At 64.8% G+C, this 21057-nt stretch carries 20 protein-coding genes, 2 tRNA genes and 1 pseudogene; 22 read left to right on the top strand and 1 reads right to left on the bottom strand.

All coding sequences use genetic code 11. The annotated features are described in order from the left end of the window. Positions 1-9: 9 nt before the first annotated feature. Positions 10-1047 (bottom strand): glycosyltransferase, encoded by a 1038-nt coding sequence (locus R3F42_13865; protein ID MEZ5543107.1) that lies wholly within the window; start codon positions 1045-1047, stop codon positions 10-12. Between the two features lie 266 nt (positions 1048-1313). On the opposite strand from R3F42_13865, the gene tpiA reads away from it, so the two are divergent. The 22 genes and pseudogenes from tpiA to nusA all read left to right on the top strand — a co-directional run bounded on the left by tpiA (position 1314) and on the right by nusA (position 21045). After that, positions 1314-2069 carry a triose-phosphate isomerase gene (gene tpiA / locus R3F42_13860; protein MEZ5543106.1) on the top strand — a complete coding sequence of 252 codons (756 nt, stop codon included), beginning with the start codon at positions 1314-1316 and terminating at the stop codon, positions 2067-2069. A 32-nt stretch (positions 2070-2101) separates the two neighbouring features. After that, the gene (gene secG / locus R3F42_13855; protein ID MEZ5543105.1) at positions 2102-2587 is read left to right on the top strand and encodes a preprotein translocase subunit SecG; all 486 of its coding nucleotides are present in this window, start codon (positions 2102-2104) and stop codon (positions 2585-2587) included. 32 nt (positions 2588-2619) lie between these two features. Beyond that, positions 2620-2704 (top strand) — tRNA-Leu (locus tag R3F42_13850). A gap of 285 nt (positions 2705-2989) precedes the next feature. Next, on the top strand, positions 2990-3346 hold the full coding sequence (locus R3F42_13845; protein ID MEZ5543104.1) for an NADH-quinone oxidoreductase subunit A: 357 nt from the start codon (positions 2990-2992) through the stop codon (positions 3344-3346). Positions 3347-3625: 279 nt separating this feature from the next. Then, positions 3626-4102 carry an NADH-quinone oxidoreductase subunit B family protein gene (locus R3F42_13840; GenBank protein MEZ5543103.1) on the top strand — a complete coding sequence of 159 codons (477 nt, stop codon included), beginning with the start codon at positions 3626-3628 and terminating at the stop codon, positions 4100-4102. Positions 4103-4122: 20 nt separating this feature from the next. Continuing rightward, positions 4123-4851 (top strand): NADH-quinone oxidoreductase subunit C, encoded by a 729-nt coding sequence (locus R3F42_13835; protein MEZ5543102.1) that lies wholly within the window; start codon positions 4123-4125, stop codon positions 4849-4851. Between the two features lie 3 nt (positions 4852-4854). Then, complete coding sequence (locus R3F42_13830; GenBank protein ID MEZ5543101.1) at positions 4855-6108, top strand: NADH-quinone oxidoreductase subunit D; 1254 nt, start codon at positions 4855-4857, stop codon at positions 6106-6108. Next, positions 6108-6611, top strand: coding sequence for an NADH-quinone oxidoreductase subunit NuoE (gene nuoE, locus R3F42_13825; GenBank protein MEZ5543100.1), 504 nt, complete (start codon positions 6108-6110; stop codon positions 6609-6611). Before R3F42_13830 ends, nuoE begins: the two co-directional genes overlap by 1 nt. 4 nt (positions 6612-6615) lie before the next feature. Next, positions 6616-7914 (top strand): NADH-quinone oxidoreductase subunit NuoF, encoded by a 1299-nt coding sequence (gene nuoF / locus R3F42_13820; protein MEZ5543099.1) that lies wholly within the window; start codon positions 6616-6618, stop codon positions 7912-7914. Next, positions 7911-9038, top strand: a complete 1128-nt coding sequence (nuoG, locus tag R3F42_13815) for an NADH-quinone oxidoreductase subunit NuoG (protein MEZ5543098.1) — start codon at positions 7911-7913, stop codon at positions 9036-9038. Before nuoF ends, nuoG begins: the two co-directional genes overlap by 4 nt. A gap of 29 nt (positions 9039-9067) precedes the next feature. Then, a complete protein-coding gene (locus R3F42_13810; GenBank protein ID MEZ5543097.1) occupies positions 9068-10318 on the top strand; it encodes a molybdopterin-dependent oxidoreductase in 1251 nt (416 codons plus the stop codon). Positions 10319-10409: 91 nt separating this feature from the next. After that, positions 10410-11474 carry an NADH-quinone oxidoreductase subunit NuoH gene (gene nuoH, locus R3F42_13805; GenBank protein ID MEZ5543096.1) on the top strand — a complete coding sequence of 355 codons (1065 nt, stop codon included), beginning with the start codon at positions 10410-10412 and terminating at the stop codon, positions 11472-11474. Between the two features lie 13 nt (positions 11475-11487). Continuing rightward, positions 11488-11976: an NADH-quinone oxidoreductase subunit NuoI gene (gene nuoI / locus R3F42_13800; GenBank protein ID MEZ5543095.1), complete on the top strand. Its 489-nt coding sequence runs from the start codon at positions 11488-11490 to the stop codon at positions 11974-11976. After that, on the top strand, positions 11976-12581 hold the full coding sequence (locus R3F42_13795) for an NADH-quinone oxidoreductase subunit J (GenBank protein ID MEZ5543094.1): 606 nt from the start codon (positions 11976-11978) through the stop codon (positions 12579-12581). Before nuoI ends, R3F42_13795 begins: the two co-directional genes overlap by 1 nt. A 185-nt stretch (positions 12582-12766) precedes the next feature. Then, entirely contained in the window at positions 12767-13072 is a 306-nt protein-coding gene (gene nuoK, locus R3F42_13790; GenBank protein ID MEZ5543093.1) for an NADH-quinone oxidoreductase subunit NuoK, read from the top strand. Positions 13073-13076: 4 nt separating this feature from the next. Beyond that, the gene (gene nuoL / locus R3F42_13785) at positions 13077-15056 is read left to right on the top strand and encodes an NADH-quinone oxidoreductase subunit L (GenBank protein ID MEZ5543092.1); all 1980 of its coding nucleotides are present in this window, start codon (positions 13077-13079) and stop codon (positions 15054-15056) included. After that, entirely contained in the window at positions 15053-16609 is a 1557-nt protein-coding gene (locus tag R3F42_13780; protein ID MEZ5543091.1) for an NADH-quinone oxidoreductase subunit M, read from the top strand. The genes nuoL and R3F42_13780 overlap by 4 nt, the downstream gene beginning before the upstream one ends. Positions 16610-16647: 38 nt before the next feature. Beyond that, positions 16648-18054, top strand: a pseudogene (gene nuoN / locus R3F42_13775) (NADH-quinone oxidoreductase subunit NuoN). 125 nt (positions 18055-18179) lie between these two features. Beyond that, positions 18180-18659: an NUDIX domain-containing protein gene (locus R3F42_13770; GenBank protein ID MEZ5543090.1), complete on the top strand. Its 480-nt coding sequence runs from the start codon at positions 18180-18182 to the stop codon at positions 18657-18659. 136 nt (positions 18660-18795) lie between these two features. Next, positions 18796-18872: transfer RNA gene (locus R3F42_13765), tRNA-Met, on the top strand. 155 nt (positions 18873-19027) lie between these two features. Beyond that, positions 19028-19489, top strand: a complete 462-nt coding sequence (gene rimP, locus R3F42_13760; GenBank protein MEZ5543089.1) for a ribosome maturation factor RimP — start codon at positions 19028-19030, stop codon at positions 19487-19489. A gap of 20 nt (positions 19490-19509) precedes the next feature. Next, a complete protein-coding gene (gene nusA / locus R3F42_13755) occupies positions 19510-21045 on the top strand; it encodes a transcription termination factor NusA (GenBank protein ID MEZ5543088.1) in 1536 nt (511 codons plus the stop codon). Positions 21046-21057: the final 12 nt, after the last annotated feature.

The following is a 21057-nucleotide window of genomic DNA, read 5'->3' as shown; positions in this document are numbered from 1 at the left end:
GACACTCCCTCAGCCCGGGACGGCGCCGGCCTTCAGCTGCGCCGCCAGCGCGTGGTAGCGCGCCGCCTGCTCCGGGTTGCCCAGTCCTTCGTACAGTACGGCCAGGTTGTGCGCCGCGAGGAAGCTGCCGCGGCCGTGCACCGCGCCTTCCAGGTCCGGGCGTTCGCCGATATCGAGGCTGCGCAGCCAGCACGATTCGGCTATGGGCAGCAGTTGTTCTACCGCCTGCGCGGGATTTTCCACGGCCCAGTCCAGCAGCAGGTCGCCGAGCGCGAAATAGAAATCCGGCGAATGCTGCCAGCGCGGCATTTCGCTTTCGGCGAACTGGAAGGCCTGCTCGAACTCGCGTGCCTGCTTCAGCGCGTAGAGTGTGCGCAGCACCAGGTCGTGTAGGAAGCTGTCGTCGGGGCGCATCCGCTCCAGCGCGCGGGCATAGCAGGCAGCGGCCTGCGGGTACTCCCCGTAGATCTCGTGATCCTTGCCCAGCTGGTAGTGCAGGTAGGCGTCATCAGGCGTATCCGCCAGGGCGCGCTGCAGCAACTGCCGGTTGCGCCCCCGCTTGCGCGCCAGTTCGCTCCCGCGGTAACCGGTGTGGGTGACCTGGACCGGAACGCGCCGGCGCGGCAGGCCGGATTGCGGCTGCTCATGGATCCGGCCCGCATAGCGCACGCCGGCGGGCAGTAGCCGCGGCAGCCAGGAGGTGGCCGCCTGGACCTCGCCCTGCAGGTCGAATTCGCTGGTGACGGGTACCAGGCCGATACAGGGCTCGGGTCCCAGTGTCGCCAGGTGCCCGGTATCGCCGACAAGCCATTCATCGGCATCGAGCACGAGATTCCAGTCGGCGCGCGACAGCGCGAGCGCCGCGTTGCGGGCCGCGGCGAAATCGTCGCACCAGGTGAAGTGATGGACTTCCGCGCCCGCTGCTTGGGCCAGTGCGACCGTGTCGTCGGTCGAGCCGGTATCGAGCACCAGCATGGCATCGACATGCGCTGCCGCGCTTTCCAGGCAGCGCGTGATTCCGGCCGCCTCATCGCGCGCGATCATCACCAGTGCCAATCTACAATGCTTGATTTTCGACTCCCTGAAAACCGCTGGCTGCGCTGGGGGCGGTCCTGCTGGTACGTGAGTTTCGTCGCGGTTGCCGGCCGGATGTCTGCAGAACGGTATCTGTACGGCACAGATCATGGACCAGTGCCACGTCCGGTTCAAGCCTGGCCGACGCCGCGCGCGACACGCCGCCAGCCAGGTGCCCAAATTGATTTTTCCGTGCCGGCTGGCTAAGCTACCCGGCTCTTCAGGTAAGGGAATTCGATATGCGTCAGCCACTGATAGCCGGGAACTGGAAAATGAATGGCTCGTCGGACAGCGTCGCCGCGCTGCTCGATGGCATCACGGCCGGTATCGGGGAGGTCCACACGGCGGAAATGGCTGTCTGCCCGCCATTCGTGTATATCCCCCAGGTTGCCGCTCTGCTGGCCGGTAGCGCCATCAGCTACGGTGCGCAGGACGTCAGCGACCGTGAGGCCGGCGCCTTCACCGGCGAGGTGGCCGCGAACATGCTCACCGATTTCGGCTGCAAGTACGCGATCGTCGGTCATTCCGAGCGCCGCAGCCTGTATGGCGAGAGCGATGGCTTCACCGCCGCCAAGTTCGCCGCCGCGCGTCGTGTCGGGCTGGTGCCCATCCTGTGCGTGGGCGAGACCCTCGAGGAGCGCGAGCAGGGGATCACCGAGCAGGTGGTCGAGCGTCAGCTTGATGCCGTGATCGACCTCGAAGGCATCGCCGCACTCGGTGACGCGGTGATCGCCTACGAACCGGTCTGGGCGATCGGCACCGGCAAGACGGCGACACCGACGCAGGCGCAGGAGGTCCATGCCTTCATACGCGGCAAGCTGGCCGGCCTCGACAGCGCGGTGGCCGATCGGGTGCGCATCCTCTACGGCGGCAGCATGAATGCGGGCAACGCCGCGGAACTGCTGGCGATGCCGGACATCGATGGTGGCCTGATTGGCGGCGCCGCGCTGAAGCACGCTGATTTCCTGGCCATCGGCAGGGCCGCCAACGCCTGAGCCGGTGACACACAGACATATACGGTAACGTCATGTTTTCCATACTCCTGGGTATACAGATACTGGTTTCGGTCGGTATCATCACGCTGGTCATGCTGCAGCACGGCAAGGGTGCCGACATGGGCGCAGGATTTGGCGCCGGCGCCTCCGGGACCGTGTTCGGGGCGCGTGGTTCGGGCTCTTTCTTTTCCAGGGCAACCGCCATCCTGGCGGCAGTCTTTTTCATCAACTGCCTGCTGATCGCATCCCCGCTGGTACGGCACAGTGGCCAGGCCGCCAGTGCCGGGATTGCCGACCAGATCGAGGAACAGGTGCAGCAGCAGCAGGATGCCGCCGAGCAGGCCGCAATCGCGGACAAGCTCGAGCAGGCGCAGCCCGAGGCGGAGGATTTGCCGCCGGCCGTACCCGGGCCCGCCGCAGCGGCGGCCGATGTCCCCGAGTCGCCGGTTGCCCAGACGCCGGCTGCGCAGCCGCAGGGGGAGGGGGATCCGGCCGCGAAGGACGATCTGCCGCAATAATCCCGCAGCGGCAGTCACGACAGCTTACCCACGCCGATGTGGTGGAATTGGTAGACACGCTATCTTGAGGGGGTAGTGGCGCAAGCCGTGCCGGTTCGAGTCCGGCCATCGGTACCAGATTGGTAATTATCTTAGTAATCGCCGCGATCGCGGCGATTTTCATTCCTGCCATGGTGCGGCATGCGGGCTGCCATAGCAGCGCCGGGGGCGGCCTTCATGCTGATTTTTTATGCCCCGATAATCGCCATAATTCTATGATTTTAAAGAATAAAATAGACCCGCCCCAACTTGACAGGTCTGCCATGCTGGCCTAGACTGCACAATCTTTTTCAGCCGCACCCGACCCGACAACAGCAACCGGGGCGGCTGGAGCTTCGGTGCGGTCGACTGACGAGGGGAGCGATGCTGGAAAACTACCTGCCGATCCTGATTTTTATCGCCATCGGTATCGCGGTAGGAGTGGGGCCGATCGTGCTGGGTTTCCTGCTGGCGCCGCATAAACCCGACAGCGCGAAAAACTCCCCCTTCGAATGCGGCTTCGAAGCCTTCGAGGACACACGCATGCGTTTCGACGTGCGTTATTACCTCGTTGCCATCCTCTTCATCCTGTTCGATCTCGAAATCGCGTTCCTGTTCCCCTGGGCCGTGGTGCTGGACAGTATCGGCGTGTTCGGTTTCGTCGCGATGCTGATCTTTCTCGCCATCCTGGTGATCGGCTTCATCTACGAATGGAAGAAGGGAGCGCTGGAATGGGAGTAGCCCTGTGCAACAGCCTGCGGTCTGCGCGCGCGTGCTGTGCAGTGCTGCACGGATATCGCGCGCGGCAGGAGCAGGGGCGACCGCGCAGCGTTCGAGAGGCCCGCCTGGGCCATGCCGGGAGCGACCAGCGCAGCAATCCGCCGCGGGCGTCCCGGACGAGCGCGAAGGAATCTCTGGCGTGCGCCGAGGGCTGTTCGATAATGCCCTCCCGGCTGCAGCACAAAGACGCTGGCACGGCCGGGGATGAGGTTTGTGCGGGCACCATCGGGACAACAGCTTATGGCGATTGAAGGTCTGCTGAAGGAAGGCTTCGTCACGACGACAGCCGACGCGTTGATCAACTGGGCCCGCACCGGTTCGATGTGGCCGATGACCTTCGGCCTGGCCTGTTGCGCCGTGGAGATGATGCAGGCAGGCGCATCGCGCTACGACCTGGACCGCTTCGGCATCGTGTTTCGCGGCAGTCCGCGCCAGTCCGACGTGATGATCGTGGCCGGTACCCTGTGCAACAAGATGGCGCCGGCACTGCGCAAGGTCTATGACCAGATGGCCGAGCCGCGCTGGGTGATCTCCATGGGTTCCTGTGCCAACGGCGGCGGTTATTACCACTATTCCTATTCTGTGGTGCGCGGCTGCGACCGCATCGTGCCCGTGGATATCTACGTGCCGGGTTGTCCGCCCACGGCCGAGGCATTGCTGTACGGTGTCCTGCAGCTGCAGAACAAGATCAAGCGCACCAACACCATCGCGCGCTAGCCGGAACAAGGATCAGGACAGTGTCAGACATCTCCCGCCGGCTTGCAGAACAGCTCAAGGACCGCTTCGGCGGGCAACTTGACGCCGTGGTCGATGCCGCCGGCGAGGTCACGCTGGAACTGGCCGGCGCGCAGCTCCGCGATGTGGCGCTGGCGTTGCGCGACGACCCGGCGTTCGGCTTCGAAATACTGATCGACCTGTGCGGCGTGGACTACCTCAATTACGGTCGCGACGAGTGGGCCACCGAGGAAACCTCCTCGACCGGCTTCAGCCGTGGGGTGGAGGGCACGACATCCGGCCGCCTGGGCATCGTCACCGACGACCTGGTGCGGGAGGGGCCGCGCGGCGCGCGCCGCTTCGCCGCGGTCTATCACCTACTGTCCATCCGCAACAACCGACGCCTGCGGCTGAAGGTGTACGCACCCGACGACGACTTGCCAGTGCTACCCTCCGTCGTCGATATCTGGAACAGCGCCAACTGGTACGAGCGCGAGGCCTTCGACTTGTACGGTATCCTGTTCGAGGGTCATCCCGATCTGCGCCGGCTGCTGACCGACTACGGTTTCATCGGCCATCCGTTCCGTAAGGATTTCCCGCTCACCGGCAATGTCGAGGTCATCTACGACGCCGAGAAGAAGCGCGTGGTCTACCAGCCGGTCAGCATCGAACCGCGCGTGCTGGTGCCCAAGGTCATACGGGCCGAGGGCGTCGCGGCCACCGATCTCATGCAGGCCGGGGCGGAGGAGTAGCGCATGCCGGAGATCCGCAACTACACCCTGAACTTCGGCCCGCAGCATCCCGCCGCGCATGGCGTGCTGCGCCTGGTGCTGGAGATGGACGGCGAGGTGATCGAACGCGCCGATCCGCATATCGGTCTGCTGCACCGCGGCACCGAGAAGCTGGCCGAGAACAAGCCCTTCAACCAGAGCATAGGCTACATGGACCGGCTCGACTACGTGTCCATGATGTGCAACGAGCACGGCTACGTGCTGGCGATGGAAAAACTGCTCGGTGTCGAGGTGCCGCTGCGCGCGCAGTACATCCGCGTCATGTTCGACGAGATCACCCGCATCCTGAACCATCTGCTGTGGCTGGGTGCGCACGGGCTGGACATCGGGGCCATGACGGTCTTTCTGTACGCCTTCCGCGAGCGCGAGGACCTGATGGACTGCTACGAGGCGGTCTCGGGCGCGCGCATGCACGCCACTTATTACCGCCCGGGCGGCGTCTACCGCGACCTGCCCGAGGTGATGCCGCAGTACCAGCCCTCGAAATGGCACAGCCAGCGCGAAGTGGACCGCAAGAACGCCGACCGCCAGGGTTCCCTGCTCGATTTCATCGCGGCCTTTACCGAACGTTTTCCCGGCTGCGTGGACGAGTACGAGACCCTGCTCACCGACAACCGCATCTGGAAACAGCGCACGGTCGGCATCGGCGTGGTCAGCCCCGAGCGCGCCCTGCAACTCGGTTTCACCGGCCCGATGCTGCGCGGCTCCGGCATCGCGTGGGATCTGCGCAAGAAACAGCCCTACGAGGTCTATGACCGCATGCAGTTCGACATCCCGGTCGGTACGACCGGTGACTGCTACGACCGGTACCTGGTGCGCATCGAGGAGATGCGCCAGTCCAACCGTATCATCAAGCAGTGCATCGACTGGCTGCGCCGCAATCCCGGCCCGGTGATGGTTGACGATCACAAGCTGGCGCCGCCGCCGCGCGCGGTGATGAAGGCCGACATGGAGGCCCTCATCCATCATTTCAAGCTGTTCACCGAGGGTTTCTGCGTGCCGGCAGGCGAGGTGTACGCTGCCGTCGAGCATCCCAAGGGCGAATTCGGCGTGTACCTGGTGTCCGACGGCGCCAACAAGCCCTACCGTCTGAAGGTCCGTGCGCCGGGCTTCGCCCATCTCTCGGCCATCGACGAGATGACCCGCGGCCACATGCTGGCCGACGTGGTGGCCGTGATCGGTACACAGGATATCGTGTTCGGGGAGATCGACCGCTGATGACGACCCAGGCCCGCAAGTCAGACCTGCTGAGTGCGACGACGCGCGCGACCATCGACGCGTGGCTGACGAAGTATCCCGCGGACCAGCGGCAGTCCGCCGTGCTGTGCGCGCTGCAGGCCGCGCAGGAACAGAACGGCGGCTGGGTCACGCGCGAGCTGATGGACGCTGTGGCGGACTATCTCGGGATGGCGCCGGTGCGTGTCTACGAAGTCGGCACCTTCTATTCCATGATCGAGCTGGAACCGGTGGGGCGCAACATGGTGGCGCTGTGCACCAACATCTCCTGCATGCTGTGCGGCGCGGAAACCCTGGTCGAGCACGTCGAAAAGAAGCTCGGTATCAGGCTGGGCGAAACCACGCCGGACGGGCGCATCACCCTCAAGCGGGAAGAGGAATGCCTGGCGGCCTGTGCCGCCGGCCCGATGATGACGGTGAACGGTCATTACCACGAGCGGCTCACGCCCGAGCGGGTGGACGCCATCCTGGACGGACTGGAGTGAGGTCATGAGCGTACAGGTCTGTTTCGATACCCTGCAGTTCGACCAGCCGTGGACGCTGGAGAACTACCTCAAGGTCGGCGGTTACCAGGCCTGGCAGCGGATCCTGACCGAAAAGATCCCGCCGGAAACGGTCATAGAGACGGTCAAGGCCTCGGGTCTGCGCGGCCGTGGCGGCGCGGGCTTCCCGACCGGCCTGAAATGGAGCTTCATGCCGCGCAACGCGCCGGTGCAGAAATACGTCGTGTGCAACTCGGACGAGTCCGAGCCCGGCACCTGCAAGGACCGTGACATCCTGCGCTTCAATCCGCATGCGCTGGTCGAGGGCATGGCCATCGCCGGCTACGCCATGGGCGCCACGGTCGGCTACAACTACATGCGCGGCGAGTTCCACCACGAACCCTTCGAGCGCTTCGAGCACGCGCTCGCCGAGGCCTACGCGGCAGGCTACCTGGGTCGTGATATCCAGGGCTCCGGCGTGGACTTCGACTGCTACAGCCACCTCGGTGCGGGCGCCTACATCTGCGGCGAGGAGACCGCGCTGCTGGAATCGCTGGAAGGCAAGAAGGGCCAGCCGCGTTTCAAGCCGCCGTTCCCGGCCAATTTCGGCCTGTACGGCAAGCCGACCACCATCAACAACACCGAGACGCTGGCCTCGGTGCCGGCCATCATGCGCAACGGCGGCGAGTGGTTCATGAACCTTGGCAAGCCGAACAACGGCGGGGTGAAGATCTTCTCCGTCTCCGGGCATGTCAACAAGCCCGGTAACTTCGAGGTCCCGATGGGCACCCCGTTCCGCGAACTGCTCGAGCTGGCCGGCGGTGTGCGCGACGGCCATAAACTGAAGGCCGTGATCCCGGGCGGTTCCTCCATGCCGGTGCTGCCCGCCGACGTGATCATGGGCTGCGACATGGACTACGACTCGCTGGCCAAGGCAGGCTCCGCGCTGGGTTCAGGTGCGGTGATCGTGATGGACGATTCCACCTGCATGGTGCAGGCCGCAATGCGTATTTCGCGCTTCTATTTCAAGGAATCCTGCGGCCAGTGCACGCCCTGCCGCGAGGGTACCGGGTGGATGCACCGCATCATCAAGCGTATCGAGGAGGGCCAGGGCCGCCCCGAGGACCTCGACCTGCTGCTGGCCGCCGCCGACCAGATCGCCGGCAAGACCATCTGCGCCTTCGGCGAGGCGGCCGCCTGGCCGGTGCAGGGTTTTCTGCGCCACTTCCGCAGTGAGTTCGAGTACCACATCACCCACAAGCGCTGCCTGGCGGGCGGCGCCAGCACGGCAGGGGAGGCGGCATGAGCGCGCAACCCGAAACCCCGGCGCAGGACCTGGTCAACATCGAGATCGACGGCCGGCCGTTCCAGGCCCGCAAGGGCGCGATGATCATCGAGGTGGCGGATGCCAACGGCATCGATATCCCGCGCTTCTGCTACCACAAGAAGCTGTCGGTCGCCGCCAACTGCCGCATGTGCATGGTCGAGGTCGAGAAGGTGCCCAAGCCGCTGCCGGCCTGCGCGACCCCCGTCACCGAGGGCATGAAGGTCTACACCCGTTCGGCCATCGCCACCGGCGCGCAGAAGGCGGTGATGGAATTCCTGCTCATCAACCATCCGCTGGACTGCCCGATCTGCGACCAGGGCGGCGAGTGCGAACTGCAGGACCTGGCGCTGGGTTACGGCCGCGACGTGTCGCGCTTTGCCGAGGGCAAGCGCGTGGTGCCCGACAAGTACATCGGTCCGCTGATCGCCACCGACATGACCCGTTGCATCCACTGCACCCGCTGCATCCGCATGCTGCGCGAGGTGGCCGGCCGGATGGAACTGGGTGCGACCGGGCGCGGCGAGAACATGCAGATCGGCACCTACATCGAGACCTCGCTGGAATCCGAGCTGTCCGGCAACGTGATCGACGTGTGCCCGGTCGGCGCGCTCACCTCACGGCCGTTCCGCTTCAAGGCGCGCGCCTGGGAACTGCAGCAACATGCCAGTATCGCGCCGCACGATGCGGTGGGTTCGAACCTGTTCGTGCATACCCGGCGCGGCCGGGTGCTGCGCGTGGTGCCGCGCGAGAACGAGGACATCAACGAGGTCTGGCTGTCCGATCGCGACCGCTTCAGCTACGAGGGCCTGTACAGCGCGGACCGGGTGACGGAACCGATGGTCCGCAACGGCGACGAGTGGCAGGCGACCGACTGGGACAGCGCCCTGCAGGCCGTCGCCGACGGCATGCGCAAGGTGCTCGACGCGGGCGGCGCCGGCCAGGTGGGTGTGTTGGCGGCGCCGACGGCGACGCTGGAGGAACTGGTACTGCTGCAGGCGCTCGCGCGTGGCCTCGGTATCGGCAACATCGATCACCGTCTGCGCCAGTCGATTTCACCGACCAGGCGCAGGCGCCGCTGTGCCCGACGCTGGGCCAGTCGCTGACCGGGCTGGAAAGCGTCACGGCCGCGCTGGTGATCGGTGCCAACATCCGCAAGGATCTGCCGCTGGCCGGCCACCGCCTGCGCAAGGCGGCACTCGCGGGCGCGCGGGTGATGTTCGTCAATCCCGTCGATTACGAAGTCTTCTTCCCGGTGCATGCCAAGGCCATCACCGCGCCCTCGCAACTGGCCGCCACGCTGGCCGGCATCGCGGCCTGCTACCCGGATTCCGGCAAGGATGCCGCCGGCGCCGTGCGCGACGCCATTGCCGCCGCCAGTCCGGACGCGACCCAGCGCGCCATGGCCACCGCCCTGCAGGAGGCGTCGCATGCCACCGTGCTGCTGGGCGCCGTTGCCAGCGCCCATCCGCAGTACTCGCTGCTCAAGGCGCTGGCCGGGGTGATCGCCGCGCACAGCGGTGCCGTGCTCGGCATCCTGCCGGAAGCGGCCAACAGCACCGGCGCGTGGCTGGCCGGCGTGCTGCCGCACCGTGGCCCGAACGGGGCACGCGTGGCTGTCCCGGGCCTGGATGCGCAGGCGATGCTGGCCGCACCGCGCCAGGCCTACCTGCTGTTCAACGTCGAGCCGGCGCACGATTGCCACGACCCCGCCCAGGCCATGGCGGCCATGCGCGCCGCCGGCTTCGTGGTCTCCGTCAGCCCCTGGGCCAGCCCGGCCCTGCGCGAGGTCGCCGATGTGCTGCTGCCGATCGGGCCGTTCACCGAGACCTCGGGTACCTTCGTCAATGCCGAGGGCCGCTGGCAGAGCTTTCGCGGCGTGGCCAGCCCCTTGGGCGAGAGCCGCCCCGGCTGGAAGGTGCTGCGCGTGCTGGGTAACCAGTTCGGGCTGGACGGCTTCGGACAAAACAGCAGCGAGGCCGTGCGCGATACGCTGCTCGGGCAGACCGGCACCCTCAACCTGGACAACACCCAGCCCGCCGGTCCGGTGGCTGCCGGCCAGGCGGGCGCGGCCGGTGCCGGGCTGGAGCGCATCGGTGACGTGGCGATTAATTCGGCCGACCCGCTGGTGCGGCGCGCCGCGTCGCTGCAGATGACGCCGGACGCCGGCGCCGCCGCGCTGGTACATCTCAACGCGCGCGCGGCGGAACGCCACGGCGTGCGCGATGGTGACACCGTGACCGTCACCCAGGGTACCGGCAGCAAGGTCATGGACGTATGCGTCGACGCGCGCGTGGCCGACGGCTGCGCCTGGATCCAGGCCGGCACCGTCGCCGCCGCGGCGCTGGGTGCCGCCTTCGGCCCGGTTACCATAGAGCGGGTGTGAAGCCATGACCGAGACCGCACTGCGCAAGTCTTACACGGGGCACTGGATCGCCACGCTGCTGGTGCTGGCCGTTGCAGGTGCCGGCGCTGTCATGCTCGGCGTGCACTTCTGGGATTTCATCAAGGGCAACGCGGTCCTCTACGCCTTGGTCAAGATCGTGCTGATCCTGGTGCCGCTGCTGCTGGGCGTGGCCTACCTGACCTTCGCCGAGCGCAAGATCATCGGCTACATGCAGGTGCGCATCGGCCCCAACCGCGTGGGCCCGCGCGGCTGGCTGCAGCCGATCGCCGATGCACTGAAGCTGCTGTTCAAGGAAATCGTGATCCCGACCAACGCCAGCCGCTTCCTGTTCGTGGTCGCGCCCATGCTGTCCATCGCACCGGCGCTGGCAGCCTGGGCGGTGCTGCCGTTCACCGACACGCTGGTGCTGGCCAACATCGACGCCAGCCTGCTTTACATCCTGGCGCTGACCTCCGTGGGTGTGTACGGCGTGATCATCGCCGGCTGGGCCTCGAACTCGAAATATGCCTTCCTCGGCGCCATGCGCTCGGCGGCGCAGATCGTTTCCTACGAGATCGCCATGGGCTTTGCTCTGGTCGGCGTGCTGATCGCGGGCGGGAGTCTCAACCTGGTAGAGATCGTCAATGCCCAGCAGGGCAGCGTGCTGCACTGGTTCTGGCTGCCGCTGCTGCCGCTGTTCCTGGTGTATTTCATTTCCGGTGTCGCCGAGACCAACCGCGCACCGTTCGACGTGGCCGAGGGCGAATCGGAGATCGTCGCCGGTTTCCACGTGGAGTATTCGGGCATGGCCTTCGCGGTGTTCTTCCTCGCCGAGTATGCCAACATGATCCTGATCGCGGCGCTGGCCTCGCTCATGTTCCTGGGCGGCTGGCTGTCACCGCTGCAGGGGCTGGTGCCGGACAGCGTGCTGACGCAAGGGGCCGCCGGCCTGCTGCTGGGCAACGGCCCGCACTGGCTGCTGGCAAAGACCTCGTTCATGCTGCTGCTGTTCCTGTGGTTCCGTGCCACCTTCCCGCGCTACCGTTATGACCAGATCATGCGTCTGGGCTGGAAGGTGTTCATCCCGATCACCATCGTCTGGCTGGTGGTGGAGGGCGCCGCGGTGGTGCTGCACATCGCCCCGTGGTTCGACTGAGAGACGCGCGGATATGGATGCATTCACCACCTTCCTCAAGAGCCTCACCCTCGGCGAGCTGCTGCGCGGCATGCGTGTGACCGGGCGCCGCCTGTTCACGCGCAAGATCACGGTGCAGTATCCGGACGAAAAGACCCCGCAGTCGAACCGCTTCCGCGGCCTGCACGCGCTGCGCCGCTACCCCAATGGCGAGGAACGCTGCATCGCCTGCAAGCTGTGCGAGGCGGTATGCCCGGCGCTGGCGATCACCATCGAGGCGGAGGAGCGCGCCGACGGCACACGCCGCACCACGCGCTACGATATCGACCTGTTCAAGTGCATCTACTGCGGCTTCTGCGAGGAATCCTGTCCCGTCGACTCCATCGTCGAGACGCGCGAATTCGAGTACAGCTTCGAGAACCGCGGCGAGAACATCATGACCAAGGAGATGCTGCTGGCCATCGGCGACAAGTACGAGGCCCAGATCGCCGCCGACCGCGCGCAGGACGCAAGGTATCGCTGATGGACATCGAACGCATCATCTTCTACCTCTTCGCCGCCATCCTGGTATTCGCCGCCGCGCGCGTGATCACCGTGCGCAACCCGGTGCATGCGGCCATGCATCTGGTGCTGGCGTTCTTCACCTGTGCCGGCCTGTGGCTGCTGCTGGAGGCGGAGTTTCTCGCCATCACCCTGGTGCTGGTGTACGTCGGCGCGGTGATGGTGCTGTTCCTGTTCGTGGTGATGATGCTCGACATCAACACCTCGCCGCTGCGCGAGGGCTTCGTGCGCTATCTGCCGCTCGGTGCAACGGTCGCGCTGCTGATCTTCGCCGAGATGGCGCTGGTGGTCGGTGCCAGGCACTTCGGTGCCGCGGCGGTCGCCATTCCCGCCCGCCACCCGGCCGGTTACAGCAACGTGCGCGAACTGGGCGGGGTGCTGTACACCGATTACGTCTACCCATTCGAGATCGCCGCGGTGATCCTGCTGGTCGCGATCATCGCCGCCATCGCGCTGACCATGCGCAAGCGCCCGGAGACCAGGTACCAGGATCCGTCACGGCAGGTGGTGGTGAAACGCGCCGACCGCGTGCGGCTGGTCACCATGCAGGCCGAGGAGAAGCAGTAGCATTGGAAATTTTTTGCCTCAGAGGGCAGAGCGGACACAGAGAATATCAACGCAGGTAGATCAGGAGGTTTCGTCAATCCGCGGCACGCGGATTGGCCGGGAACCGTAAGGAACCATTTTCCCCTGTGAGCACTGTGGCCTCTGTGGCGTATTAAATCGAAACTTGAATATTTGATGACCTGACGATGATTGCCTTATCCGATTACCTGATCCTGGCGGCGGTGCTGTTCGCGCTGAGCATCGCGGGCATCTTTCTCAATCGCAAGAACGTCATCATCCTGCTGATGGCGATCGAGCTCATGCTGCTGTCGGTGAACCTGAATTTCGTCGCCTTCTCGTACTTCCTGGGCGACACGGCGGGGCAGGTATTCGTGTTCTTCATCCTGACAGTGGCCGCCGCCGAGGCCGCCATCGGCCTGGCGATCCTGGTCGTGCTGTTCCGCAACCGCCGCACCATCAACGTCCAGGATCTGGATACGCTGCAGGGGTAATGGCATGAACGGCATCAGCAAAATGATCTACCTCGCCATCCCGCTGGCACCGCTGATCGGCGCCATCCTCGCGGGTCTGCTCGGACGCTACATCGGGCGCGCCGGGGCACATACCGTGACCATTCTCGGTGTGGCGACTTCCTGCGTGCTCTCGCTGGTGGTGCTCTGGCAGTTCGCGTTCGGCGGGGCCGAACCCTGGAACGGGACGGTCTACACCTGGCTGGTGACCGAGGGCATACGCTTCGAGGTCGGTTTCCTGATCGACAAACTCACGGCCCTGATGATGGCGGTGGTCACCTTCGTGTCATTGATGGTGCACATCTACACCATCGGTTACATGCACGAAGATCCGGGATACCAGCGCTTTTTCAGCTACATCGCGCTGTTTACCTTTTCCATGCTGATGCTGGTGATGTCGAACAACTTCCTGCAGCTGTTTTTCGGCTGGGAGGCGGTCGGCCTGGTGTCCTACCTCCTGATCGGTTTCTGGTATACCAGGCCGAGCGCCATCTACGCCAACCTGAAGGCCTTCCTGGTGAACCGGGTCGGTGACTTCGGTTTCCTGCTCGGGATTGCCGCGATCTACATGACCTTCAACAGCCTGGACTACGCCACCGTGTTCGCCGCGGCGCCGGCCGAGCAGGGCAGCCAAATCCAGATTCTGCCGGGCACGGACTGGTCGCTGCTGACCGTGATCTGCATCCTGCTGTTCATCGGTGCCATGGGCAAGTCCGCGCAGGTGCCGCTGCACGTTTGGCTGCCGGATTCCATGGAGGGCCCGACCCCCATATCGGCACTGATCCACGCGGCCACCATGGTGACCGCCGGCATCTTCATGGTGGCGCGCATGTCGCCGCTGTTCGAACTGTCCGAGACGGCGCTCGTGGTCGTTATGGTGATCGGCGCCATCACCGCCCTGTTCATGGGATTCCTGGGTATCGTGCAGAACGACATCAAGCGCGTGGTCGCCTATTCCACGCTGTCGCAGCTGGGTTACATGACCGTGGCACTGGGGGCGTCGGCCTATGCCGCCGGCATCTTCCACCTCATGACACATGCCTTTTTCAAGGCCCTGCTGTTCCTCGGCGCCGGCTCGGTGATCATCGCCATGCATCACGACCAGGATATCCGCAACATGGGCGGGCTGCGCCGCTACATGCCGGTCACCTGGATCACCTCGCTGGTCGGTTCGCTCGCCCTGATCGGCACGCCATTCTTCTCCGGCTTCTATTCCAAGGACACCATAATCGAGGCGGTGCATCACTCGCACCTGCCCGGCGCGGGGCTGGTGTACGCGGCCGTGCTGGCCGGGGTGTTCATCACCGCGCTGTACAGCTTCCGTATGTATTTCCTGGTGTTCCACGGCGAGCCGCGCATGGACCAGCACACCCGCGAGCACCTGCACGAAACCCCGCTGGTCGTGACCGGGCCGCTGGTCATGCTCGCGATTCCCTCGGTACTGGCCGGCTACCTGATCGACCCGGTCGTGTTCGGCAGCTGGTTCGAGGGCGTCATCCACGTCGACGCACACCACGCTGTGCTGGAAGAGATCGGGGCGCATTACCACGGCCCGGTCGCGTTCGTGCTGCACGCCTTCGGCGGGCCGGCCATCTACCTGGCGATCGCCGGCGTGGCCACGGCCTGGTACGTCTACATGAAGAATCCGCAGCTCGCCGACAACATCCGCCAGCGCTTCAACGGACTCTATCAAGTGCTGGTCAACAAGTATTATATGGATGACATGAACGAAGTGGTGTTCGCCGGCGGCGCGCGTGGCGTCGGGCAGCTGCTCTGGCGTATCGGCGACGTGGTGCTGATCGACGGCCTGCTCGTCAACGGCAGCGCACGCCTGGTGGGCTGGACTGCCGGTATCGTGCGCCGCATCCAGACCGGGCATCTGTACACCTATGCGTTCAGCATGATCATCGGCCTCCTGCTGATGCTGTTCTGGTTCGTGTTCCGCAGCACGGGAGGCGCGGCATGATCGACTACCCGATACTCAGCCTGCTGATCTGGCTGCCGATCGCCGGCGGCGCCGCCCTGCTGATCATGGATGCGCTCGGCAATCGCGCCTATCGCGAGGTGGCGCTGGTCGTGTCCATGCTGACCTTCATCCTGAGCATCCCGCTCTACCTAGGCTTCGATAACAGCACGGCATCGATGCAGTTCCAGGAACGCGTGCCCTGGATCGCAGCCTTCAATGCCAATTATCACCTCGGTGTGGACGGCTTCTCCATGCCGCTGATCATCCTGACCACCTTCACCACGGTGCTGGTGGTGCTGGCCGGGTGGCAGGTGATCCGTGACAAGACCGCGCAGTATATGGCCGCCTTCCTCGTCATGGAGGGACTGATGAACGGCGTATTCGCGGCGCTCGACGCGGTGCTGTTCTACGTGTTCTGGGAGGCGATGCTGATTCCGATGTTCCTGATCATCGGGGTCTGGGGCGGGCCGCGGCGCGTGTACGCGACCATCAAGTTCTTCCTCTACACCTTCCTCGGTTCGGTGTTCATGCTGGTCGCGCTGATCTACATGTACCTCAAGTCCGGCAGCTTCGGGATCCTGGATTTCCACCTGCTGCCGCTCTCCCTGAACGAACAGATCTTGATCTTCCTCGCCTTCCTGCTGGCCTTCGCCGTGAAGGTCCCGATGTGGCCGGTGCATACCTGGCTGCCGGATGCGCACGTCGAGGCCCCGACCGGCGGTTCGGTCATCCTGGCCGCCATCATGCTCAAGATCGGCGGCTACGGCTTCCTGCGCTTCAGCCTGCCGATCACGCCGGATGCCAGCCATGCGCTCGACTGGCTGATCATCCTGATGTCGCTGGTTGCCGTGGTTTACATCGGTTTCGTCGCACTGGTCCAGAGCGACATGAAGAAGCTGATCGCGTACTCGTCCATCGCGCACATGGGCTTCGTCACACTCGGCATCTTCCTGGTGTTCACGCTGCTCGACAACCGCGGGTCCATCGAGGGCGCCGCGCTCGGTATGGAGGGCGGCATGGTGCAGATGATCTCGCACGGCTTCATCTCCGGTGCGCTGTTCCTGTGCGTCGGTGTGCTCTATGACCGCGTGCACAGCCGCGAGATCGGCGCCTATGGCGGTGTGGTCAACACCATGCCGGTATTCGCCGCCTTCATGGTGCTGTTTGCCATGGCCAACTCGGGCCTGCCCGGCACCTCCGGCTTCGTCGGCGAGTTCATGGTGATACTCGCCAGCTTCAAGGCAAATTTCTGGTTCGCGGTGCTGGCGGCGACCACGCTGATCCTGGGCGCCGCCTACACGTTGTGGATGGTCAAACGCGTGGTGTTCGGCGATGTCGCCAACGACGACGTGCGCCGGCTCCAGGACGTCAACGGCCGCGAGTTCGCCATCCTCGCCAGCCTGGCGCTGGTCGTGCTGCTGTTCGGCCTGTGGCCCGCGCCGCTGGTGGAGGTGATGCACGCCAGTGTCGACAACCTGCTGCTGCATCTGAGCGTGAGCAAGCTGCCCCCGGCGGAGACCGGGGTGGCGCTGCTGCAGACCGTGACGCCCTGAGGTGACCCCATGCGTATTCCGCTGACCGATTTCGCGCTGTTCGCCCCGAGGTCTTCGTGCTGACCATGGCCAGTCTCATCCTGGTGCTGGAGGCGTTTCTCGGTCAGCGCCGCCCGCAACTGAGCTACGTGCTGGCACAGCTGACACTCGTGGTGGCGGCGCTGCTCTGTGCCGGCCTGCTGGACACCGTGCGCACCCCGGTGCTGGGCGGCATGTTCGTGCTGGACCCGCTGGCGGCGCTGCTCAAGACCAGCATCTTCCTGGTTGTCATCGGGGCCTTCGCCTACGCCCGCAGCTACCTGACCGGTGCGGGCCCGCTGCGCGGCGAATTTTACGTGCTGGGCCTGTTCGCGGTACTGGGCATGCAGGTGATGGTCTCGGCTCACAGCCTGCTGACGGTTTACCTCGGCCTGGAACTGCTGTCGCTGTCGCTTTATGCGATGGTCGCCTTCGACCGTGAATCGGCCGCGGCCTCCGAGGCGGCCATGAAATATTTCGTACTCGGCGCGCTTGCCTCCGGCATGCTGCTCTACGGCATGTCGATGATCTACGGCGCCACCGGCAGTCTTGATATCAGTCGCATCGCCCTGGCGATCGGAGACGGCCAGGAGCGGGGCGTGATCCTGGTGTTCGGCCTGGTCTTCATCGTCGTCGGGCTGGCCTTCAAGTTTGGCGCCGTGCCATTCCATATGTGGGTGCCCGACGTCTACCACGGTGCGCCGACGGCGGTCACCCTGTTCATCGGCAGTGCGCCCAAGATCGCGGCCTTTGCCATGGCCATGCGCCTGCTGTCAGAAGCCCTCGGCGGGCTGACCGCAGACTGGCAGGGCATGCTGGCCATCCTGTCCGTACTGTCGCTGGCGATCGGCAACGTGGTCGCCATCGCGCAGACCAACCTGAAACGCATGCTGGCCTACTCGACGATCTCGCACGTCGGCTTCCTGCTGCTGGGCATCCTTGCCGGCACCACCGAGGGCTATTCCGCCGCGATGTTCTACGCTATCACCTATGCGCTGACGGCGATCGGCGGTTTCGGTGCCGTCATCCTCCTGAGCCGGGCCGGATACGAGGCCGACCGCCTGGACGACTTCCGCGGGCTGAACGACCGCAGCCCCTGGTTCGCGCTGATGATGCTCATCCTCATGTTCTCCATGGCCGGCGTACCGCCCACCGTCGGCTTCTACGCCAAACTTGCCGTGCTGCGTTCGGTGATCCACATCGACATGCTGTGGCTGGCGCTGGTGGCGGTGTTCTTCTCCATCATCGGTGCCTTCTATTACATCCGTATCATCAAGCTGATGTATTTCGACACCCCCGCGAGCGACGCGCCGCTGGCGCCCAATGCCGACCTGCGCATAGCCCTCAGCCTGAACAGCCTGGTCGTGCTCGCCCTCGGGCTGTTTCCCGGCGGACTGCTCGCACTCTGCACCCGCGCGCTGGCGTGAGGAATAAGCGGCAACAGGGGCCGGATGCATTTTTTAACGAACAATGTATCCGGCCCCTGCTGCACCTATAGCGTGTCCGCCCACCTTTCCCGGCCGTGCCGGGCCACCCGAACCTGGAAGCCATGATGCCAAACGATCCCGCTGACAAGCACAACCTGCTGGCCACGATGCGCCTGCCCCCGATCGAGTCGGCCGGCGGACTGGTATGCAGCGACGACAACTGCATCCTGATGATCTTCAAGCGCGGCAAGTGGGACCTGCCCAAGGGGCGGGTCGAGGCGGACGGCTACGAGAAGGCGGCGCTGCGCGAGGTGCACGAGGAGACCGGTCTGAAGGAGGATAAACTGGTCATCACCGGCAAGCTGGTCCCGACCTGGCACACCACCAGCCACGGTTCGCAGCGCTATCTGAAGAAAACCCACTGGTACATGATGCACTACAACGGCCACAACGATGACGTCAAGCCGCAGGTGGAGGAGGGCATCATCGAGTGTCGCTGGGTGCACCTGTGTGATCTCAACCAGTATCGGGAGAAGATCCACCCCCGCATCAACTACGTCGTCGAGTTCTGGCACAAGAATCTCGCCTACGTGCCCCGGCGCTAGGCGGCAATCCGGCCGGGAGCGGTCTTCCGGGCCCCGGTCCGGCGGGCCGCGCCCGGATTTATACTGATTTCTATTGAATTTTTTATACCGGCCCTTGAAAACACCCAGGTCAGTCGCTATAGTTCATCGCCGTTGCTGCGGGGTGGAGCAGTCTGGCAGCTCGTCGGGCTCATAACCCGAAGGTCGTAGGTTCAAATCCTACCCCCGCTACCAATTTTTATTTGGCCCGGTAGGGTCGACGCAGCCCGGAAAGGATTCCATGAGACGGGTTTGGGCTGGGGTCCGGGATCTTTGCTATAATCCCGGCAGAACAATTTTGGAGTTCATGGAGTGGGCCTTTGGCCCATTTTTTGTTTGCGCAGGAACGCATGAAGCAGGACCCGCTACAGATCGGCGCGCTGCTGGAGCCGGCCATCCGCTCGATGGGCTATGAACTGGTGGGCGTGGAATACCACGGTGGCGGCGGCAAGAGCGGCGGCCTGCTGCGGGTGTACATCGACAGCGACGACGGCATCACCGCGGATGACTGCCAGCGCGTCAGCTACCAGGTGAGCGGTGTGCTCGACGTGGAGGACCCGATACCCGGTCACTACACGCTGGAGGTGTCCTCCCCGGGACTGGACCGCCTGCTGTTCCGGCCGCAGGACTTTACGCGGTTTGCCGGGCACGAGGTGCGCGTACGCATGCGGTTTCCGGTTGCCGGGCAGCGCAAGTTCAAGGGCCGCCTGCTCGGCCTCGAGGATGACACGGTGTTGATTGAACAGGATGGCGAGCAGGTCCGCCTGGCTTATGAGCAGATCGAACAGGCGCGTCTGGTCCCTGAATTCTGACGCGCTAGCGGAGGTTGTTAATGGACAGTAAAGAGATCCTGATGGTCGTGGAGACGGTATCCAATGAAAAGGGTATCGACAAGGAGGTGATCTTCGAGGCCATCGAGAGCGCACTGGCGACGGCGACGCGCAAGCGTGCCGCCGGGGATATCGACGCGCGCGTGGAAATCGACCGCAAGACCGGAGAATACAAGACCTTCCGCCGCTGGCAGGTGATCGACGAGACGCTGGCCGAGGCCGCGGATGCCGACGAGGATGTGCTGGCGTTCGACGCGCCGGGGCGCCAGTTCACGCTGGCTGCCGCCAAGGAGATCGATCCGGCGCTGGAGCACGGCTCCTGGATCGAGGAGCCGATGGAGAATGTCGAGTTCGGCCGTATCGGCGCCCAGACCGCCAAGCAGGTCATCGTGCAGAAAGTGCGCGAGGCGGAACGCGCCATGGTGGTCGATGCCTACAAGCACCGCGTCGGCGAGCTGGTGACCGGCATCGTCAAGCGCGTCGAGCGCGGCAACGTCTACCTGGACCTGGGCAGCAATGCCGAGGCGATCATCCTGCGCGAAGAGATGATACCGCGCGAGGCCGTGCGTCCCGGCGACCGCCTGCGCGGCTACCTGCGCGAGGTCAGCGCCGAGCAACGCGGACCGCAGCTGTTCGTGAGCCGAGTCGCGCCGCAGTTCCTGCTCGAGCTGTTCAAGCTGGAGGTCCCCGAGGTAGGGCAGGGTCTGATCGATATCCTGGGCGCGGCCCGTGACCCGGGGTTACGCGCCAAGATCGCGGTCAAGAGCAACGATCCGCGCATCGACCCGGTCGGTGCGTGCGTCGGCATGCGCGGCTCACGCGTGCAGACCGTGTCCACGGAATTGTCCGGCGAGCGCGTGGACATCATCCTGTGGGACGACAATCCGGCCCAGTTCGTGATCAACGCCATGTCGCCCGCCGAGGTGGCGTCGATCGTGGTCGACGAGGAAACCCACACCATGGATATCGCCGTGAGCGAGGACCAGCTGTCGCAGGCCATCGGCCGGGCGGGTCAGAACGTGCGCCTGGCGAGCCAGCTGACCGGCTGGGTGCTGAATGTCATGGACGAGGCACAGGCGGAAGAGAAAAGCGAGGCCGAGGCGCAGCGCCTGCGGCAGATGTTCGTCGAACAGCTCGACGTCGACAAGGAGATCGCCGACATCCTGGTGCAGGAAGGCTTCTCCACCATCGAGGAAATCGTGTACGTGCCCAACAGCGAGCTGCTCGGCATCGAGGAATTCGACGAGGACATGGTCAACGAGCTGCGCGGCCGCGCCCGCGACGTATTGCTGACCCAGGCGATCATGAAGGAAGAAAAGCTGAGCGATGCACAGCCCGCCGAAGATCTCCTCAACATGGAAGGCATGGATACGGCGCTGGCCTTCGAGCTGGCCGGGCGCGGTGTGGTGACCATGGAGGATCTGGCCGAGAAGGCGATCGATGAACTGATGGACATCGATGGCATGGATGAGGAGCGGGCCGGCGCCCTGATCATGGCAGCGCGCGCCCCCTGGTTCGCCGCCGAGGCGACTGAATGACGCAGCGAGGAG

It is taken from the genome of Pseudomonadota bacterium, assembly GCA_041395565.1.
Lineage (GTDB): Bacteria > Pseudomonadota > Gammaproteobacteria > UBA9214 > UBA9214 > UBA9214.
The sequence above is the reverse complement of the archived record's forward strand: the minus strand, read 5'-3'. Positions and strand labels throughout refer to the sequence as shown.

Bases quoted from the DNA above. Each gene is read 5' to 3' on its own strand.
- nuoH (MEZ5543096.1), top strand. From the start codon at position 10,410: ATGCTCGGCGTGCACTTCTGGGATTTCATCAAGGGCAACGCGGTCCTC.
- R3F42_13780 (MEZ5543091.1), top strand. From the start codon at position 15,053: ATGATCGACTACCCGATACTCAGCCTGCTGATCTGGCTGCCGATCGCC.
- secG (MEZ5543105.1), top strand. From the start codon at position 2,102: ATGTTTTCCATACTCCTGGGTATACAGATACTGGTTTCGGTCGGTATC.
- R3F42_13770 (MEZ5543090.1), top strand. From the start codon at position 18,180: ATGCCAAACGATCCCGCTGACAAGCACAACCTGCTGGCCACGATGCGC.
- nusA (MEZ5543088.1), top strand. From the start codon at position 19,510: ATGGACAGTAAAGAGATCCTGATGGTCGTGGAGACGGTATCCAATGAA.
- nuoL (MEZ5543092.1), top strand. From the start codon at position 13,077: ATGAACGGCATCAGCAAAATGATCTACCTCGCCATCCCGCTGGCACCG.
- nuoE (MEZ5543100.1), top strand. From the start codon at position 6,108: ATGACGACCCAGGCCCGCAAGTCAGACCTGCTGAGTGCGACGACGCGC.
- rimP (MEZ5543089.1), top strand. From the start codon at position 19,028: ATGAAGCAGGACCCGCTACAGATCGGCGCGCTGCTGGAGCCGGCCATC.
- R3F42_13840 (MEZ5543103.1), top strand. From the start codon at position 3,626: ATGGCGATTGAAGGTCTGCTGAAGGAAGGCTTCGTCACGACGACAGCC.
- nuoK (MEZ5543093.1), top strand. From the start codon at position 12,767: ATGATTGCCTTATCCGATTACCTGATCCTGGCGGCGGTGCTGTTCGCG.
- nuoG (MEZ5543098.1), top strand. From the start codon at position 7,911: ATGAGCGCGCAACCCGAAACCCCGGCGCAGGACCTGGTCAACATCGAG.
- R3F42_13845 (MEZ5543104.1), top strand. From the start codon at position 2,990: ATGCTGGAAAACTACCTGCCGATCCTGATTTTTATCGCCATCGGTATC.
- nuoF (MEZ5543099.1), top strand. From the start codon at position 6,616: ATGAGCGTACAGGTCTGTTTCGATACCCTGCAGTTCGACCAGCCGTGG.
- R3F42_13830 (MEZ5543101.1), top strand. From the start codon at position 4,855: ATGCCGGAGATCCGCAACTACACCCTGAACTTCGGCCCGCAGCATCCC.
- R3F42_13795 (MEZ5543094.1), top strand. From the start codon at position 11,976: ATGGACATCGAACGCATCATCTTCTACCTCTTCGCCGCCATCCTGGTA.
- tpiA (MEZ5543106.1), top strand. From the start codon at position 1,314: ATGCGTCAGCCACTGATAGCCGGGAACTGGAAAATGAATGGCTCGTCG.
- nuoI (MEZ5543095.1), top strand. From the start codon at position 11,488: ATGGATGCATTCACCACCTTCCTCAAGAGCCTCACCCTCGGCGAGCTG.